The organism is Levilactobacillus andaensis, assembly GCF_016861695.1.
Taxonomy (GTDB): Bacteria; Bacillota; Bacilli; order Lactobacillales; family Lactobacillaceae; genus Levilactobacillus; species Levilactobacillus andaensis.
In genome coordinates, this window is sequence record NZ_BOLP01000009.1 from 55,648 (window position 1) to 71,527 (window position 15,880).

Below are 15,880 nucleotides of genomic sequence, written 5' to 3' on the forward strand. Positions count from 1 at the left end.
TAAATAAATTAAGAATACATGGAGGAATTTAAATTATGAGTGAATTTTTAACAATTGGTGAACCGATTTCCCTATTTGCCTCAGAAGATGACGACAAAGAATTAAAAGATGCTTTGAATTTTCATAAGTATCTTGCAGGTGCTGAAGTTAACGTAGCTGTTGGGGTCTCTCGTTTGGGACATAGTGCACAATATATTACGAGTTTAGGTGAAGATCCTTTTGGTGACTTCATCAAAGATCAGTTACATGAAAACAAAATTGGAACCGACTACATTACTAGCAATCCTGATTACTGGACCGCATTTCAATTAAAGCAAAAGGTGACTCATGGTGACCCCGGTATCTTCTACTTCCGGAAGGGCTCAGCTGCTGCTCATTTTGATCAATCGATTTTAGATAAGATCGATTTTTCTGACGTCAAGTTAGTTCATTTGTCAGGTATCTTTCCAGCAATTTCTGACCAAGCTTCAAAGGCATTCCAACATTTTATTGATTTGATTAATGAACATAATATCACGACGACCTTCGATCCCAATTTGCGGCCACAACTGTGGGCTACGCAAGAAAAGATGGTCAAAGACCTTAACAACTTTGCTAAACAAGCCGACATCATTTTACCAGGAGTTGCTGAAGGAAAAATTTTGGTAGGATCAGAAGATCCAGAAACTATCGCTGACTTCTACTTAAATCAAAGTGAGAAGACTCATACAGTAATTGTTAAAGTTGGTGCTGATGGGGCTTACATCAAGAGTAAAGATGGTACAAACACAACGATTAGTGGTTATCGTGCGGATAAAGTTGTTGATACTGTTGGTGCTGGTGATGGATTTGCGGTTGGAATTGCAACTGCTTTATTGGAAGGCAAGACAATTTCAGAAGCTGTTAAGCGAGGTAACGCTATTGGTTCCTTAGCCGTCCAAGCACCCGGTGACAACGATGGCTATCCTGACCGTGCTAAGCTTGAAAGCTACATGAAGTAAATTTTAGAGAATCCATAAGAGTGGGAGATTAATGATGAAAATTCAGGCTGCAATTGATCGTGTTGACTTAGATAAGGCTGTGAGCTTAACAAAGCAGATTAGTCAGTACGTTGATATCATTGAGTGGGGAACATCGCTAGTGAAAGATTTCGGTATCCAACGCTTAGCTGAGAGAACTAATGTATTTGGTAACGCTCAAGTACTTTATGATATTAAAACTATCGATGAAGGGGAATATGAATTTAAAGTTGGATTTGAAAGTAAAGCTGATATCTTAACAGTTATGGGTGCTTCTTCAGTAGCTACTCTTGAAAAGTGTTACCAGGTGGCTCAGGACCAAGATAAGACTATGATGATTGATTTAATGGGATTGGACGAATCTCAAATTGAGAAAGTTTTAGGCTTTGATCAAGCTATTTACTGTATTCATCACTCTAAGGATAGTGGAAAAATTACGAATGCGAGTGACACAGTGGCTAGTTTTAGAACAAGCTTCCCATCCGTAAAGCACATTGCAATCGCTGGTGGTATTGATTATGCCAATACGGTGGCTCTGGCACAACAAGGTATTGTTGATATTGCTATTGTTGGTTCGGGAATTGTTAAAGCTATAGATCCGGTAGCTGAAGCGAAGCGTTTTGGAAAGGTTGTTAGCGATGAAAAATGATGAACAATTAATTGAAACGGTTTTAGGTGAAATCTCACAAGTTATGCATGATGTTAAGCCGGCTGATTTAGATGCTGTAATTTCTAGAATTACCAAGGATAAGCGAATCTTCATTCACGGGGCTGGGCGTTCTGGGCTTCAAGCTAAAGGTTTCGCCATGCGATTAATGCATATTGGTTACACTGTATATGTTTTAGGCGAAACAATTACGCCATCGCTCGCTGCTGGCGATATTCTCGTATCCGTTTCTGGTTCTGGCAAAACCAGTGGCGTTGTTTCGACGGCTGAAAAAGCTAAAAAGCTTGGCGTTGAAGTAATTGGTGTCACAAGCGATGCAACATCACCTTTGGCTAAGGAAGCAGATGACGTATTGATTGTACCTGGTGCAACGAAGACTGGTGCTGGCGTTCATTCAATTCAGTTGCTGAGTACGTTATTTGATCAAACGGTTCACGTTACCTTAGATTTGGTTTGCTTATTACTTAGTGAACGTGACCACACTGACAATAGTATGGCTTTAAAAGAACACACGAATCTTGAGTAAAAGTTTGGTAGAATAGGAGTCTTTTGATGGAACAGTCAGAAGTTTTTAAGCGTGTCGGTGAAATTGGTGCGGTCGTTGTTGTACGTGCTGATAGTGTCGAAGATAGTCTAAAAATTGTTGAAGCTTGTGTGAAGGGCGGCATCAAAGGAATTGAATTAACTTATTCTGTTCCCAATGCGGCCGAAGCAATTAAGCAATTGCACGACAAGTATCAAGATACAGACGTGTTAATAGGTGCTGGAACTGTTGTAAATACGACGTCAGCGTTTGAGGCAATTCAAGCGGGTGCAGAATTCATTGTTAGTCCAACATTTAATCCAGATGTTGCTGAGCTTTGTCACAGTGAAGATATCAATTATGTACCGGGTTGCTTCTCTCCCTCTGAAGTACACCGTGCGTTTTCAGCTGGTTTTGGCTTGATTAAGGTTTTCCCGGCCACAGTTTTAGGCCCAACATATTTGAAGGAATTACATGGGCCATTTCCTAAGATTAAATTGATGCCAACTGGTGGTGTCAATGCCGATAATTTGCCAGAATGGTTTGATGCAGGTGCCTATGTTGTTGGCGCTGGCGGTAGCATTGTTGGTAAGGGAATCGATGATCTTGAGGGCATTGAAAAACGTTCGCGTGAATTCATGAAGAGCTTTAAAGCATATAAAGACGTTAAATAGTTTTTTGAAAGGCAAGGCATGCTAAAGGTCTTGCCTTTTCTTTACGTGGTAACAGACCTAGATGCTGACGACTAAAGGAGGTTTATGGAATTGATGTACAGACATTTTCTAGCCCTATCCCATTTCGATGACGTGGCGTTTGCCTATCATGTGGCGAGTCAAGATAGCGATGATATCATGAACGCGTGGCGTGACATGAGTAAATTGAGCAAGCAGAAACAGGTTCCAGGATACGATTATGGTGTGCACGTCTTATCGACGGATGCCATGAGCTTTGAGTCGATTCAGGCGATGGACCCGTACTTTTCAGATGTCCATGAGATAACCGATTTGAATGAGTTCCTGGATGGGGTTGTCGATCCGTCACTAGTGATTGCTAAATTGAAGTAGTTTTGTGAGGAAGCCTAGCGACATGTGAGGCTTCCTTTTTTGACGTAAAAATTCCGAATGGATTCCCAGCCAGCCGCGTTTCCCGTATACTGGAGGCTGCCGGTCCACCCGGCCAATCAAAAAAATTTAAAATTAAACCGTTACTTTTTACGAAGTCGTTCGTTACATAGGTGTAAGGGGAGGAGGTTGACATGCGATTACAGCATTACGAAAAGTTAATGGCACAAATGGCGGTGGAGCTTCAACGTTATTTAGTCAGCCGGGGCGCCAGGCACGAGGTTGCGGAGGACATCGTGCAAGACGTCTTCGTTAAATTGTTGGAAATGGAATTAGTTTTGCCGCCGGATAAATTACGGCCATACATGTACCGGGTCGCTTGGTCGACTTACCTGGATTATTACCGACGTACCCAGCGTTATCAAGACTTAGTCGCAAAATATCTAGGACCGGCGACTGAAATACCCAGGCAACCGACGGATTCGGGCATTGAACAGGCCATGGCGCGGTTATCACGGAAGGAACAGCACTTATTAGTCTTACGTTATGAGCAAAATTTGTCGATTGCGCAGGTGGCCGAACAACTCAAAATCAGGCCGTCCGCGGTTAAGATGCGGCTTCACCGCGTGCATAAGAAGTTAGAGAAAATCATGATGAGGAGCGAACGAGGATGAATGATGAGAAAAAGTTTTGGCAATTAGCGATTCGAGTCAAAGTGGTCCGGTGGCTGGTCACTATCGGCATTGTCATTGTGGTCTTGCTGGTGGGAGCCGTCGGAGGTTATTGGTGGACGCAGCAGCAGGCCGGTAAGGAGTCTCGCCGGGAGGACCGCTTCATTGAGCAGGTCTCCACGGTGATGTCGCCCAATATTTCCGTCAGTGACCGTTACCTAGCCGATACCAATTTCATGGGGGGCAAGGTCACCAGTCATCGTTATAAGGATATCGAGGGGGTTCGTGAGGCCTGGTCGCCAATCGTGCAGCCTTATTCGTGGACTTGGCTGGGAAATCAGTCGGGCGATACCTTGAACAGTACCGATACCACCGACAGTGGCGCCTATGACCGGTTGACGCAGCATAAGATCCCGCTATTTTACAATCCACAAGTGAAGCATCCCGATGTTCAGCGCGCGGATGACGTTAATAAGGTGGCCAGAACCAAGGGCGCGGTTGCCGAAGTCGCCGTTTCCTTTGACCACCCCCTGACCTACGCGCAGATTCAACAGCGCTTGCCGAAAAATCTCCATGCCGTTTGGTACTGGATCGGCGTGAGTCCTAAGGCGGATGCCACGTCCATGGACAATAACTTCCTAGGGGTGCAGGCCGATTCTAAGGGGCACATGGTGGCAACGAAGTATGAAAATTATTATCGCAGCTTCCGTCAAACTCTAGAAAAATTAGATTTCAACTACGGTTATAACAACTTTTATGTCGGAGAGTATGCACATAAATACGCCAAGCAATACCCGACGCTAAAGACGGCTAAGTTCGCCGGCATTATCGTAACGGGGGACAGCGAAAACTTTAAACCGTTAGCCAATGCTGATTGGATCTACGCCAGCTCAGCGGGCTTCTTCCAGCAACGGTCGGTGATAAAGTAGATAATAAAGGCCAAGAACCCGAGAGTGCGGTTCTTGGCCTTTGATGTCTAGAAATTTCTACAGAACGATGTAGTAACTTGGTGCCCAGTAAGTTTGACTGAAGACGCCGATACCGTCGTTCTCATTCTGCGCGGCCACGTATGAGCCGTTGCCTAAGGAGATGGCGTCATGGTAAGGAGCCGATTCCGAACCCCAGAAGAGGATGGCACCGGCTGGAGCATTAGCGACATCGTAGTGGTGCGTGCCCAGCTGGGTCTGTTGGTAAGTGGTGCGGGCGCTGAGGCCCAAGGCGTATTGAACCAACCCGGAACAGTCGAAGCCCGCGGTGGTATTGCCGCCGTAAACGTAGGGTGTCCCGCTATTGGCGATGGCTAAAGCGGTCGCTACCCCATTGCCACCGGCAACCGTGGTTGATTGTGCGGTCGTGTTGGCAGTGGTGGTCGTTGCGTTTGTTTGATGATGGTAGGCCGTCTGCGTAGTTGCTGTGTTCGTCGAACGATTAGTTGTGGCAGTCGTTGAGCTGACTTGAGCAGCTGACTGCGTTCCAGTTGACCCAGTCGCCATATGTGCGGAAGCCGTTGTGGCGCCGGATAGGAAGAGGGCAGCAGCCCCGAATGTACTGATCAAAATTCTAGTGGTGGTCTTGATAATGGTCACTCCAATGATTAAGTATTTGGCAGTCTGAGATGCTGACTACAACGACTAGTTTAGGGGAGGCACGTTGCGGGGCCGTTTCAGCCAAGTGAAGACTGGACGACAATTTGATGACGTTAGATGTTACGGGGACTGAACAGATTGTAGGCTGACACAATTGTAGCGAGGCTGAATCTTAGTTAGGCAACCGCGAAAATTGAATAGCGGTCAGAGCTTTTGATGGGCTGACCATGCTAGGCTGTACGCAGGGCAAACAAAAGCGAGGCTGCATCACAACCTCGCTTTGAGTTCAATAACTGTCTTTTGTAGCTAATGGGTAAGGGGATTCTGTTTCAAATCAAGGTGGAACCGGAGAATGATCAACAGGTTGAAGCCAATCGTCATCAATAGCATGGTCACCCAAGCGCCGGGGAGACTGACGTTAGTGGAAATGGCCGAGCGCAAGACTTGAATCAGGTAGGTCATGGGTAGCCAAGGGTTGAGGACTTGGGCAAAATTGCTGACGAGGGGGAGCGGATATAGGCCGCCAGAACTTGCCAGTTGCATGACCAAGACGATGGAGATGAGCCAGGTGCCAAAGCCACCGAGTAGCAAACGGAGGCAGAAGATGAGCGATAGGAAGAGTAGGGAGCCAATCAGAATTGCGGCAAACAGGCGGGAGTTGGAACGCGTAGTGAGTGCGTTTGCCTGATGTAAGGTGAGGTAGAGTAACCCGCTTTGTAAAAGAGCTACGCTGGCAATAATCCCGGCTTTACTGCCCCACCAAGTGAACGCGGAGTGGGGAGCGCTGTAAGTGCGGCGGCCATCATACATGGTCCCTAACGCAATGCCACCAACATAGAGACCAATGGCGATGGCAAATGGGGCCATACCGGTACCATTGTTTGGGACGTTAGCGATGTCATGGGTGGCCGCGACAACGGGAGTAGCCAGGACATTGGCGGTAGACGGCCGGGTGGCGATGGTAGCTAAACGCAGGCTGCCACTGGTTAAGGACTGACTCAAGGTTTGACTACCCGTTTGGACTTGAGTTAAGCCAGTTTTCGTTGCGGTGAGTCCAGTGGTCAACGCGGGACTTTTCAGCGGAGCGGTCGCTGTCAGCAGTTTTTGATTGCCGGTTAAGAGTTGTCGGGTTCCAGTGGCCAGTTGGGTACTTCCACTGGCCGCGCGGGTCATGCCGGCGGTAGCACCACTTAGCGCGGATAGAAGAATTTTGGCCTCAAGTTGAGTCACGGTATGACTAACCTTATTGGTGATGGCGGTACTGGCACCGGTCGTCATTTTAGAGACGATGTAGTTAGCACCAGAATTCAAGTCGTAGTGGAGCGTCATTTGCTGGGGCGCAGTCGTAAGGAGCGTCGTGGCATCGTGAGAAAAGTTGTGCGGGATGGTGACGACCAGGTAAAGCTTGCCAGCCTTTAGCTGGCGGTGGGCAGTCTGGGCGCTGAGATGACGGAAGTCTAGTGAGGAGGAGTCATCGAGGTTATGGGTGAGCTGTTGGCCAATGGCAACGCGCTGACCGTGAATGGTGACGGCACGGTCGTGATTGACAACGGCCACGGGGATGTCGTCGGTGTGGCCGTACGTATTCCACATTGAGGAGAGGTACAGATAGCAGTAGATAGCTGGGATGATGGCAATCATGAGGAGGACCACGAGCATCATCTTGTGTTGACATAAAAACTTTAATTCACTTTTGAACATTGGAAATCGCCCCTTTGAAATAAACATGGTGTTGATTGAACGGTTACAGAATAGCAGGGCATTTTTGATGTGACAATCAACAATTTATGGGGGCGTGATGAGTTGAACGATGGGTGTTTTGACCGTTAAGAGGGCCGAATGGTCTTGTGAGTAGTTGACATTCAATCAACAAAATTGTCGAGATTGATGATTGGCAACGCTGAAAAAAAGTTTTAAACTGATTGCAAAATCGACAGACTGTTGAGGGGATGGATGGACATGGAAACGAATCTAAAGATGGTCGATACGGAGCGTAAGATTCAGCACGCCTTCATTAAACTGGTGATGCAGGAAGGCTTTGACCATTTGACAGTCCAGCAGTTAAGCCAGACGGCCCAAATTAATCGCGGGACTTTTTACCTGCATTATCTAGATAAGTTTGATTTGTTAACGCACTATGAGAATGATTTAGTCACGGCGGTTCAACTTATTTTTACGCGCTACCCTAAGCCTAGTGTGGAGGTCGACAATGAAAAGAACGCTTTTCAGCAGATGTTCAAATACCTCTATCGCCAGCGGCAACTGGTCGTGGCATTGATCAATAGTCCGGCCTCGCAGTTAGTATCCCGGATTAAACCGGTCATTGCGGACGTCATTGGTCAGCCGCTATCGAATACGGCGATTCCACCGGAGTTTGCCCAAGAGATCGTGACGCAAGGCATCTGGGATTTTGTTTGCTTCTGGCTCACGCAAGATCCGGTTAGACAACCCCAGACGGCCTATGAAATTTTCACAGCTAGTAGACAATTATCGCCACAACAGTTGCTTCAGGGAAAATAAGCACAAAAAAACCACATTCGCGAAGGAATGTGGTTTTTCTCGTCATAGGTTTTAAACGTACTGGCATTTATGGAGCCGGCGGGGATCGAACCACTATTTATGACGTTGCTATTGTAGCGCGGTTTAATAGGGTTCTAAGCCATTTTCAACATTCAGTAAATGCCATATTGAATGCCATCCGGTCAATTTTAGCCATTTTTCAGGCAATATTGTAGTTGTTAGGATTCCATGAATCGGGTTAGTTTATCGGTCGTATTTTGTCGTTGCTGGTCTGAGACGTGAGCATAAACATTCATAACGGTATCAACATCGGTATCGCCTAAACGGTCTTGTACCTCTTTGAGGGATGCACCAGCTTCCAAAAGAATGGTAGCGTGAGTGTGACGGAGCTTGTGGATTGTGATGTTGGGTAACTCTGGTTTATCATCAACGATAGCATGCAGCCACTTGCCCGGTGTGTTTAAGGATTTCATCCCGTTCTTAGAGTTGGCAAAGACTAATTGTTCTGGCTGCATGGTATTGTACCCAAGCATGAGGTAGACCCGTTGTTGCCGAACCCGCCACTTTCTCAGGTACTTTACTGTGTCGGGGTCTAAGATAATTGTGCGGCGGCCAGAGCTAGTCTTAGGTGGTTGAACAATCTGTTTGCCTCCGGTGCCTTGCGTGATGGTTTTGTTAACATGCAGCGTACCTTGCTTGAAATTAATATCATGCCAAGTCAGGGCCAAGCACTCGCCACGCCGAATGCCAGTGTAGGCCAGCACCCGAAACAACGTGTATTTCTCAGTTTCTTCCACAGGATCAATGAAGCTAAAGAAGCGGAGAAGTTGTTCTTTTGTCCAAAACTTGTTAGCATCCCGTTGCCAACCATCGCGGCGTTGGGGCATGGTAACCATTTCAGCCGGGTTCTTAGTAATATACCCTTGCTTTAAAGCATATTGGAAGACCTTGTTAGCGAAGTTGTACCAACGCTTATAATTGACCTTAACTTCTTTGAACCACTGGTTAAGCGCCCGCTGCACGTCTGATAGCGTGATAGTTCTAATACGCTTCTTGCCAAAAGCTGGTAGAATATGGTTATCGAATATTTTAGGAACCCGAACGGTCGTGCTCTCGCGGACGGTGTTCGTGTATGATGCATACCATTCCTGATAGACCTGCTCAAACAAAATATTGTTATCTTTTTTATCGAAGCTACCTTTACTGATTTCTAGTTCTAACCTAGAAGCGGCAAGGGTGGCTTCTTTTTGTGTCTTAAAGCCCCGGCGTGAGGTTTTGCGTGCCTTGCCAGTCTGTGGATTGATTCCCACGTAAAGCTGAAACTGATAACGTTTTTGGCCGTTGCGGTCAGTGTATTGTTTGATGCTTGCCATAGTGCTCTATTCCTTTCATACCAGCGGTGGTAGGTATGTAGAGAATAAAAGTCATTCATAAGTAAAAGTTCAAAAAATGCTATGATAGTATCTTTTACCTAGGTCGTTAAAATAGGAATAATTGAACCTCAATGAAACGTTGCTTCCCTTTTATTTACATCTAATGATCTTTTATAGTCGCCCCAAGGGAGTCTAACTAGAGTGGTTAATTGTTTTCCTTCGAAACGCCTAAGATAATCTAAAATTGGAATTCTAACATTGTTCGGAATCTTTCCCGTGGTGAGCGGATCGTTGTATTTATTTAAACGCTCAGATATTTTCTTTAGCATCATGTTGGATAATTCAGTTTGAAAGACAACAGGGAGATTCTCAAAAATATTGCGAATGGTGTCATTATTATCAGAAATAGAATCGTCAACTACTATATACAGGTCAAATATATCTAAGGTAGATCTATCTTCTGCAATCATAGTATCTGTATCGTAGTACACATCGAGAGAGTACATTCGTTCAGTACGTCCTTTTTTAACGTCGAGTAGAATGAATGAATCGTAGTCATCCTCCTTTTCTAGTTGAAGTCTAAAACTATATGGCGTGTAAGAAAAAAAATCTGCGGGTTTTACATTTAGGTAACGGCAAAGAGCATCAATTGTTTCAGTTGCTACATTGGCTCCAACGTTATTGGAAATATTTGAGATAGTGTTTCTTGAGATACCAGTTTCATCAACAACCTGTTTGATCGAAAGTTGCCTTTCGGCAAGTAGAACGTTTAATCGATTTGCTAGCATGTTTTTACCTCCTGAATTTACAATCATTATAGCATTTAATCATTATAGTGGATACTTGCACATTGAAAGCATCATAAATATGTGGTACTTTAAACATGCAGATAATGATATCAATGTTTATTAAATGATTTGGAGGTGCTGAAAATGAATAATTTATCTACTATTCTTGGACAACGATTATTAACAATTGGCGATGTATCCAAGGGTACTGGATTAAGCCGTGGAACGGTGTCGGCAATTTATCATCGAAATGTCAATACAGTTAAAATTGCGACTTTAAAAAGAATCTGTGATTACTTGCAGATTCCGCTGTCAGAATTAATTGAGTACACGCCAAAAGCGGTAGTTAAAGAGACCTAGCCTCGGTTAGTTTATCGGCAGGCGTTGGGTGTGAATTCCACTAAGCTACGCAAGGTACGGTCTATTCCGCGTGATGAACCTATCACTCACTACCTAACCAGTGAAGAAGCTGAGGCCGTACGCCTGATTAAGCAGCGGGTAACAACGTTCTTAGGTGCGGGGATGGACTACCAGCAGATTAAGAATGTGCTGAATATTAAGGGGGTGATTTTACAGATTACATTGAAGCTGCCGACAACGGCAAAATGAGGAGGCCTAGACCGTGGATGAACAGGCGTTGCGGGTCATATTACCGCCTGAGTACGATGAACAGCTTAAGAAACAGGTCATGGCAACAATTGAAGTGGCTATCAAGGAAGCTAGGCGACAAACTGCCATAGATAGCCCGTGGTTGTCATCTAAACAGGCTATTGCAAAGTGGCTGAAAGTATCACCGGGAACACTAACCATATTGATTAACAACGGCCTTCCAATTCATTTTCTTCCTGAGGTGGATAAGGTGGTTGGCTATAAGCGAGAAATTACTGAGTGGATGTTGCAATTGTAGGCAAAACCAGCGGTGGTAGGCATTTAGTAGTTGGAGCTTGAAAGAAGGTGAGGGGATCATGTTATTTAATCTATTGTTGGCTGGCTTTTTTGGCAGTTATGGTTTAGGCGTGGCAACTGGCATGGTAGCTAGGAGGTTTAAGTAACAGAGCCGCAATTTACTACCTAGTTCAGATTGGAGAATACACAATGAAAATCAGAGCATACAAAAAGCACGTATCTCAACTTTGGCGAGCTGATACGTGCAGTGATTTCAAGCATTTGTATGCTTTTTTCATTGCCTATTCTAGTTGATTTTAAGAAATGAGGCAATGAATATGGACAGAAAAGAATTAAACGAATCGGCATTAATAGCCACATTGAAGATTTTAAGCGATGGTAGGACTAAGAGCGAACAGGCGCAAGCTAGCAATGCAACTGTTATTGCGGTGTGTGACCTAATTAAACCAACGTTGGCTAAAGAGTCTCATGGTAAGGACTATTCCCGGTACAGTAATGGGAAACTTAGAGAGGAATTGGAAAATCGTGACCTTGTTCTTCAAGAGGTCACAAAGGTAATGGTGTTACTTGAAGATAAAGCAATGGATTTAGACGGTCTAACGGGCCAAACTTTAGCAGCATTTGAAAGTTCAATTAAAAAGCTAACCAGTCAGGCATACGGGGAGGTTAGCCATGAATAATCAATCTAAGCATCTATCACAGGTCTTACATGAGGCTGAGGTGAGCTTGAACGGCACCCTAATCCAATTGGACTATTTACAGGAACTTATGGACAGAATTAATCTGACTCAAAAGCAAAGAGATTCAGTCGCGGGGCAGATACATCGGCTTAAGGTCAATAATTCCAGTGTTAGGGACTCACTAACGATCATCCCCAATGTTGGCCATACGGATTAGAGGTGGCCACCGTGGATAGAAAAGAGTATGCACTGGCATTAGCCAAGCAAGGATTCAAGCTATTCCCACTGATTGCCAACACTAAGAAACCGCCTAGGGGGATGGACGGTTACAAGTCAGCGACAAGCGATTTACAGGCTGTTTCAGGCTGGTTTGAGGCAGAGCCGACTACTAACATTGGCTTGCGCTTAGATACGTCCAACCTACTAGTTGTGGACGTTGACCGACACCAGAACGGCCCTGATGGGGTAGCTAGTCTTGCTGAGTTGAAGCAGGGTGGCCATGAATTGCCAACTGATACTTACATTGAGCAGACACCGGGGAATGGGCTACATTTCTTTTTCACGGTATCTAGTAAGCATCCCCATCGAGAGGTTAACTGGCGTCCCGGTGTGGATGTATTGACTGATTTTGTGGTGATTGCCCCTAGTGTAATCGAAGAACGTTCTTACCATTCAATAGGCGGTCAGCAATTGGTCCAAGCAAAGGTGGCCCCTGACTGGCTACTCAATGACTTATTCAAAGAGAAAGCGAGCGTGTCACGAGAGAACGTCTCAATAACTAAGAAGACGTGGACTGGTCGTTGGCTAGATGATTTAGTGCAGGGCACAGCCACGGGAAATCGCAATGTATTCCTAACGTCACTGGTTGGGAAAATATTCAAGACGGGTTGCCAGAGTTCTACGGCTTATGAGTTGTTGCAGTTTGCCAACGATCATTTAGATAGTCCTTTACCGGATAAAGAGGTCAATCAGATATTCGGGTCAATCATCAAACGATTGTGAGGTGATAGTGTGGAAATGGATACAGAAACTAAGCGGCTAGCAGCCGAACGTGATAAACGGATTTCGGAGGCTACTAGCGATTGGACAAGCGATTTACGTAAGACTACGAATGGCGGAATTAGGCGGTCATCGTTGCATAATATTCGGGTGTACTTGAAGCATGATGATAATTTAAGAGGGCTACTGGCATTCGATGAGTTTACCGGGCAGATTACAAAGCTGCGTGATAATGCAGCGGCTAATCAAAGTAAGGGTATTTGGTCGGATGAGGACAATTCAGCGTTAAGAATGTATCTGGATGAAACTTACGATGTGCTATTTACCACGGAGAACCTACAGGACGCTATCTATGCCGTAGCTAGGGAACAGTCGTCTAATCCTATGAAAAAACGAATAGAGAGTGTTAAATGGGATGGTAAGCCGCGAGCTGAGGCTTTCTTTATTGATTACCTTGGGGCTGAGGATAGTCACTACACCCGAATGGTTACCCGTAAATGGCTAACCGGGGCAGTTGCGCGTGTGTATCAGCCGGGGTGTAAGTTTGAAATTATACCTATTTTAGAAGGGCCACAAGGAATTGGTAAGAGCACTACAGTCCGGCTTTTGGCACCAGATTACTTTAATGACTCACTAAAAGGTATGGGAAAGACTAAGGATGATTACCAACAACTAATGGGGAGTTGGATAGTGGAGATTGCAGAGCTGTCAGCAATGAAGAAGACAGATATTGAGGGCCTAAAAAACTTTACTAGCGCCTTGTCTGACTACTACCGCAATAGTTACGGCCATTTTGCAACTCAGCATCCCCGTAAGAATGTTTTTATTGGCACAACGAATCAAATGGACTATTTAAAGGACGCCACCGGTGAACGCCGGTTTTATCCCGTCCGGTGTGGTATCAATAAACCAACTAAAGATCCATGGCATCCGAACAAGGTGGATGTGTTACAGACGCTGGCAGAGATTAAGACTTGGGTGGATGATGGTGAACTGCTTTATTTTGACCAACAGACACTGAAAGAGGCTAAAGCCTATCAGCATGAGGCACAAGCAATCGACCCGTTGAAAGATGCTATAGAGGAGTACCTAGCTATGCCAGTCCCTTTAAATTGGGACGAATTAACGTTTAGTGTTAAACACAGCTATTTCGATCACTACACGGATGGTAATTCAGCAGCAGACTCACCGGAGTGGTTAAACAGCCACCTTAGCAATGAACGTCAGTCCTTAGAACAAACAACTACGCGAGAAATATTGGCAGTTGTTTTTAATAAACAAACTGATAGCTTCTTATCGGGAAGAATCAACGGCGAGGCTAAAAAAATTAAACTCATCATGGACAACATGAGCGGATGGGACTATAAGGCTAATCTCGTTATTAATGGTAAACGTCAACGTGGCTATAAAAAGTCTTAGTAAAATTACCCGTGTAACGAGTGTACGTGTGTAGAACCTTATTAACTAGGCTTTTTAGGATAGTGCTACGTGTGTAGAACGTGTGTGTACCCGTGTAGAGCTAACACACGTTAACACGGGTTTTACACGGGTCACAGACTTAATAAACACTGTTATACCAACGATTAACACTTCAACACGGGGTACACACGTATTCTTGTTTGAAGTATAAAAGTTGGAGATTATACCTAATCGGAAAGCGAGTGACTGAAAATGAAACTACCTATGATCGAACAGAATGTATTAAATGCCATCCCCATTGGTGGGGAAAACCCGGCTAGTACGGAAGATATTGCCAAGTTAACTGGTTCGACTGTCAGGACTGTTAGGGAGTCTATCAGTAATTTGGTCAACGTGTATGGCGTGCCAATTGTGGCGTTACGGTCAGGCCAGCATAAAGGCGTGTTTATTGCTACTAGTGAGGAAGAACGGCAGATTGGTATTACAGGCTATGAGCATCAAATTAATAGCATGAGTATCCGGCTGACAGCTATTCAGAGTGCGGACCTGCTTAATTGGAAAGATAACTTAAAATTAACGATCACTTTAGTTGATAGGGATGGAGGTGCTGAGAGTGTTAGTTAAGACTAAACAATGTGAAGAAAAAGAGCTGGTATGTATGTTTAAGCACCAGCAACGTGTGGCCCGCAAGGCAGGTTCCTTAGAGCAAGCAGCCGACCGGTTAATTGCTGAGGTCAACACCGGCCGCTATCCCCGGTTATGGGTAACGATGAGGGCTAAGCAAGTTAGATACCAGATAAAGCGAGTACGGTGGCATCAGGTCAAGAACAGCGACCGAATCAAGCGTTTTGCAAAGCGGCACCCTGATTACATGGATGATTACGGTTGGGAACAACTTGCTGCAATGGTTAGTGACAATGCATTAAAGTGATAACTACTAAGCGCTAGTGCAAGGTGAGGCCAGGAAGCTTTGGCAACCTAATTTCGTAAGTAAAAAATCCCCCATAAGTGTGTCTCATAATCGGTGCTTTTGTAGATAAACACTAGTGAAAAGGTAATTGTAGAGTAGTAACAGATACTTGCGAAATTCAGGCGCAAGTTTAGTCAGGCATTAATGTGTTAATGATATCCTAAAATAAAAATAATCAGCGTATTATGTAGAAAGATGTAAATAAAAAGGCCGCTATTAACGACCTGAAAGTGAGAAGCCATCCCGCTTCACGCTGATTATTATACCATGACGGATAGGCTAGGTAGTTTTACTTGTTTTGGTATGGACGAGGTAAGCTAATGAAAGGGGATGAATATAATGGATACGGTACAAAAAGACAACGATTTGACTGCTCAATTTCTTAAGGATCTAGGATATGATATTGATGAAGTGGTCGCTAGTATGGCTAAGTATAATGCTGATCATCCGGTCTAAAGCATAGAGGCGAAGAATGCAAAAAGGGTGCACCCTAAAGTGAACTTTCTAGAAACAACACTATGGTGCATGCTGATATACCAACGTTTTCAATGGAAAAGGGTGCACCCTATTTAAAAAGGGGGTGCACCCTTTTTGTGGAAACAACACTTTAGGGCGCGGGCGTAGTAGGGAATTTTTAACCAGTGATTTGTAAAATTCAAGGAGCAATCATGCAGGTAAATGCTGGGGCTTACAAAGGATTGAACCATAGTGGTGATCCC

20 protein-coding genes are annotated in these 15,880 nt (G+C 44.8%); 16 read left to right on the forward strand and 4 right to left on the reverse strand.

The annotated features are described in order from the left end of the window. Window positions 1-35: 35 nt before the first annotated feature. From JUF10_RS08030 to JUF10_RS08060, 7 genes are all read left to right on the forward strand, one after another. A complete protein-coding gene (locus JUF10_RS08030) occupies window positions 36-980 on the forward strand; it encodes a sugar kinase (protein WP_203641687.1) in 945 nt (314 codons plus the stop codon). A 31-nt stretch (window positions 981-1,011) separates the two neighbouring features. Beyond that, on the forward strand, window positions 1,012-1,647 hold the full coding sequence (locus JUF10_RS08035; RefSeq protein WP_236008189.1) for an orotidine 5'-phosphate decarboxylase / HUMPS family protein: 636 nt from the start codon (window positions 1,012-1,014) through the stop codon (window positions 1,645-1,647). Continuing rightward, entirely contained in the window at window positions 1,637-2,191 is a 555-nt protein-coding gene (hxlB, locus tag JUF10_RS08040; protein ID WP_203641688.1) for a 6-phospho-3-hexuloisomerase, read from the forward strand. The genes JUF10_RS08035 and hxlB overlap by 11 nt, the downstream gene beginning before the upstream one ends. A gap of 26 nt (window positions 2,192-2,217) precedes the next feature. Continuing rightward, window positions 2,218-2,862 (forward strand): bifunctional 2-keto-4-hydroxyglutarate aldolase/2-keto-3-deoxy-6-phosphogluconate aldolase, encoded by a 645-nt coding sequence (locus JUF10_RS08045; RefSeq protein ID WP_203641689.1) that lies wholly within the window; start codon window positions 2,218-2,220, stop codon window positions 2,860-2,862. A 90-nt stretch (window positions 2,863-2,952) separates the two neighbouring features. After that, complete coding sequence (locus JUF10_RS08050) at window positions 2,953-3,252, forward strand: hypothetical protein (protein ID WP_203641690.1); 300 nt, start codon at window positions 2,953-2,955, stop codon at window positions 3,250-3,252. Between the two features lie 191 nt (window positions 3,253-3,443). After that, window positions 3,444-3,923: an RNA polymerase sigma factor gene (locus JUF10_RS08055; RefSeq protein WP_203641691.1), complete on the forward strand. Its 480-nt coding sequence runs from the start codon at window positions 3,444-3,446 to the stop codon at window positions 3,921-3,923. Next, on the forward strand, window positions 3,920-4,849 hold the full coding sequence (locus tag JUF10_RS08060; protein WP_203641692.1) for an anti sigma factor C-terminal domain-containing protein: 930 nt from the start codon (window positions 3,920-3,922) through the stop codon (window positions 4,847-4,849). The genes JUF10_RS08055 and JUF10_RS08060 overlap by 4 nt, the downstream gene beginning before the upstream one ends. Before the next feature lie 57 nt (window positions 4,850-4,906). Here the strand turns inward: JUF10_RS08060 and JUF10_RS08065 are convergent, their stop codons facing one another. Together JUF10_RS08065 and JUF10_RS08070 are read right to left on the reverse strand one after the other, a co-directional pair. Beyond that, window positions 4,907-5,476 carry a C40 family peptidase gene (locus JUF10_RS08065; protein WP_236008190.1) on the reverse strand — a complete coding sequence of 190 codons (570 nt, stop codon included), beginning with the start codon at window positions 5,474-5,476 and terminating at the stop codon, window positions 4,907-4,909. A gap of 336 nt (window positions 5,477-5,812) precedes the next feature. Next, window positions 5,813-7,207 (reverse strand): YhgE/Pip domain-containing protein, encoded by a 1,395-nt coding sequence (locus JUF10_RS08070; protein WP_203641693.1) that lies wholly within the window; start codon window positions 7,205-7,207, stop codon window positions 5,813-5,815. A 258-nt stretch (window positions 7,208-7,465) separates the two neighbouring features. Between JUF10_RS08070 and JUF10_RS08075 the strand changes: the two genes are divergently transcribed. Next, complete coding sequence (locus JUF10_RS08075; protein WP_203641694.1) at window positions 7,466-8,026, forward strand: TetR/AcrR family transcriptional regulator; 561 nt, start codon at window positions 7,466-7,468, stop codon at window positions 8,024-8,026. A 218-nt stretch (window positions 8,027-8,244) separates the two neighbouring features. Here JUF10_RS08075 and JUF10_RS08080 read toward each other — a convergent pair whose 3' ends face one another. Both JUF10_RS08080 and JUF10_RS08085 read right to left on the reverse strand, forming a co-directional pair. Continuing rightward, window positions 8,245-9,399 carry a site-specific integrase gene (locus JUF10_RS08080; RefSeq protein WP_203641695.1) on the reverse strand — a complete coding sequence of 385 codons (1,155 nt, stop codon included), beginning with the start codon at window positions 9,397-9,399 and terminating at the stop codon, window positions 8,245-8,247. A 128-nt stretch (window positions 9,400-9,527) separates the two neighbouring features. Continuing rightward, window positions 9,528-10,187, reverse strand: coding sequence for a helix-turn-helix domain-containing protein (locus JUF10_RS08085; RefSeq protein ID WP_203641696.1), 660 nt, complete (start codon window positions 10,185-10,187; stop codon window positions 9,528-9,530). Between the two features lie 144 nt (window positions 10,188-10,331). On the opposite strand from JUF10_RS08085, the gene JUF10_RS08090 reads away from it, so the two are divergent. The 8 genes from JUF10_RS08090 (at window position 10,332) to JUF10_RS08125 (ending at window position 15,122) form a co-directional block, all read left to right on the forward strand. Continuing rightward, window positions 10,332-10,547 (forward strand): helix-turn-helix domain-containing protein, encoded by a 216-nt coding sequence (locus JUF10_RS08090; RefSeq protein ID WP_203641697.1) that lies wholly within the window; start codon window positions 10,332-10,334, stop codon window positions 10,545-10,547. A 30-nt stretch (window positions 10,548-10,577) separates the two neighbouring features. After that, complete coding sequence (locus tag JUF10_RS08095; protein ID WP_203641698.1) at window positions 10,578-10,796, forward strand: hypothetical protein; 219 nt, start codon at window positions 10,578-10,580, stop codon at window positions 10,794-10,796. Between the two features lie 13 nt (window positions 10,797-10,809). Then, complete coding sequence (locus tag JUF10_RS08100; RefSeq protein ID WP_203641699.1) at window positions 10,810-11,094, forward strand: hypothetical protein; 285 nt, start codon at window positions 10,810-10,812, stop codon at window positions 11,092-11,094. 316 nt (window positions 11,095-11,410) lie between these two features. Next, window positions 11,411-11,773: a hypothetical protein gene (locus JUF10_RS08105; RefSeq protein ID WP_203641700.1), complete on the forward strand. Its 363-nt coding sequence runs from the start codon at window positions 11,411-11,413 to the stop codon at window positions 11,771-11,773. 228 nt (window positions 11,774-12,001) lie between these two features. After that, complete coding sequence (locus JUF10_RS08110; RefSeq protein ID WP_236008191.1) at window positions 12,002-12,775, forward strand: bifunctional DNA primase/polymerase; 774 nt, start codon at window positions 12,002-12,004, stop codon at window positions 12,773-12,775. A gap of 15 nt (window positions 12,776-12,790) precedes the next feature. Then, a complete protein-coding gene (locus JUF10_RS08115) occupies window positions 12,791-14,191 on the forward strand; it encodes a virulence-associated E family protein (protein WP_203641715.1) in 1,401 nt (466 codons plus the stop codon). 252 nt (window positions 14,192-14,443) lie between these two features. Next, entirely contained in the window at window positions 14,444-14,815 is a 372-nt protein-coding gene (locus JUF10_RS08120) for a DNA replication protein (RefSeq protein WP_203641702.1), read from the forward strand. After that, the gene (locus JUF10_RS08125; RefSeq protein ID WP_203641703.1) at window positions 14,805-15,122 is read left to right on the forward strand and encodes a hypothetical protein; all 318 of its coding nucleotides are present in this window, start codon (window positions 14,805-14,807) and stop codon (window positions 15,120-15,122) included. The genes JUF10_RS08120 and JUF10_RS08125 overlap by 11 nt, the downstream gene beginning before the upstream one ends. Window positions 15,123-15,880 lie beyond the last annotated feature (758 nt).

Coding starts and splice junctions, on each gene's coding strand:
- JUF10_RS08115 (WP_203641715.1), top strand. CDS start 12,791: ATGGATACAGAAACTAAGCGGCTAGCAGCCGAACGTGATAAACGGATT.
- JUF10_RS08060 (WP_203641692.1), top strand. CDS start 3,920: ATGAATGATGAGAAAAAGTTTTGGCAATTAGCGATTCGAGTCAAAGTG.
- JUF10_RS08055 (WP_203641691.1), top strand. CDS start 3,444: ATGCGATTACAGCATTACGAAAAGTTAATGGCACAAATGGCGGTGGAG.
- JUF10_RS08030 (WP_203641687.1), top strand. CDS start 36: ATGAGTGAATTTTTAACAATTGGTGAACCGATTTCCCTATTTGCCTCA.
- JUF10_RS08045 (WP_203641689.1), top strand. CDS start 2,218: ATGGAACAGTCAGAAGTTTTTAAGCGTGTCGGTGAAATTGGTGCGGTC.
- JUF10_RS08085 (WP_203641696.1), bottom strand. CDS start 10,187: ATGCTAGCAAATCGATTAAACGTTCTACTTGCCGAAAGGCAACTTTCG.
- JUF10_RS08090 (WP_203641697.1), top strand. CDS start 10,332: ATGAATAATTTATCTACTATTCTTGGACAACGATTATTAACAATTGGC.
- JUF10_RS08075 (WP_203641694.1), top strand. CDS start 7,466: ATGGAAACGAATCTAAAGATGGTCGATACGGAGCGTAAGATTCAGCAC.
- JUF10_RS08070 (WP_203641693.1), bottom strand. CDS start 7,207: ATGTTCAAAAGTGAATTAAAGTTTTTATGTCAACACAAGATGATGCTC.
- JUF10_RS08120 (WP_203641702.1), top strand. CDS start 14,444: ATGAAACTACCTATGATCGAACAGAATGTATTAAATGCCATCCCCATT.
- JUF10_RS08105 (WP_203641700.1), top strand. CDS start 11,411: ATGGACAGAAAAGAATTAAACGAATCGGCATTAATAGCCACATTGAAG.
- hxlB (WP_203641688.1), top strand. CDS start 1,637: ATGAAAAATGATGAACAATTAATTGAAACGGTTTTAGGTGAAATCTCA.
- JUF10_RS08080 (WP_203641695.1), bottom strand. CDS start 9,399: ATGGCAAGCATCAAACAATACACTGACCGCAACGGCCAAAAACGTTAT.
- JUF10_RS08035 (WP_236008189.1), top strand. CDS start 1,012: ATGATGAAAATTCAGGCTGCAATTGATCGTGTTGACTTAGATAAGGCT.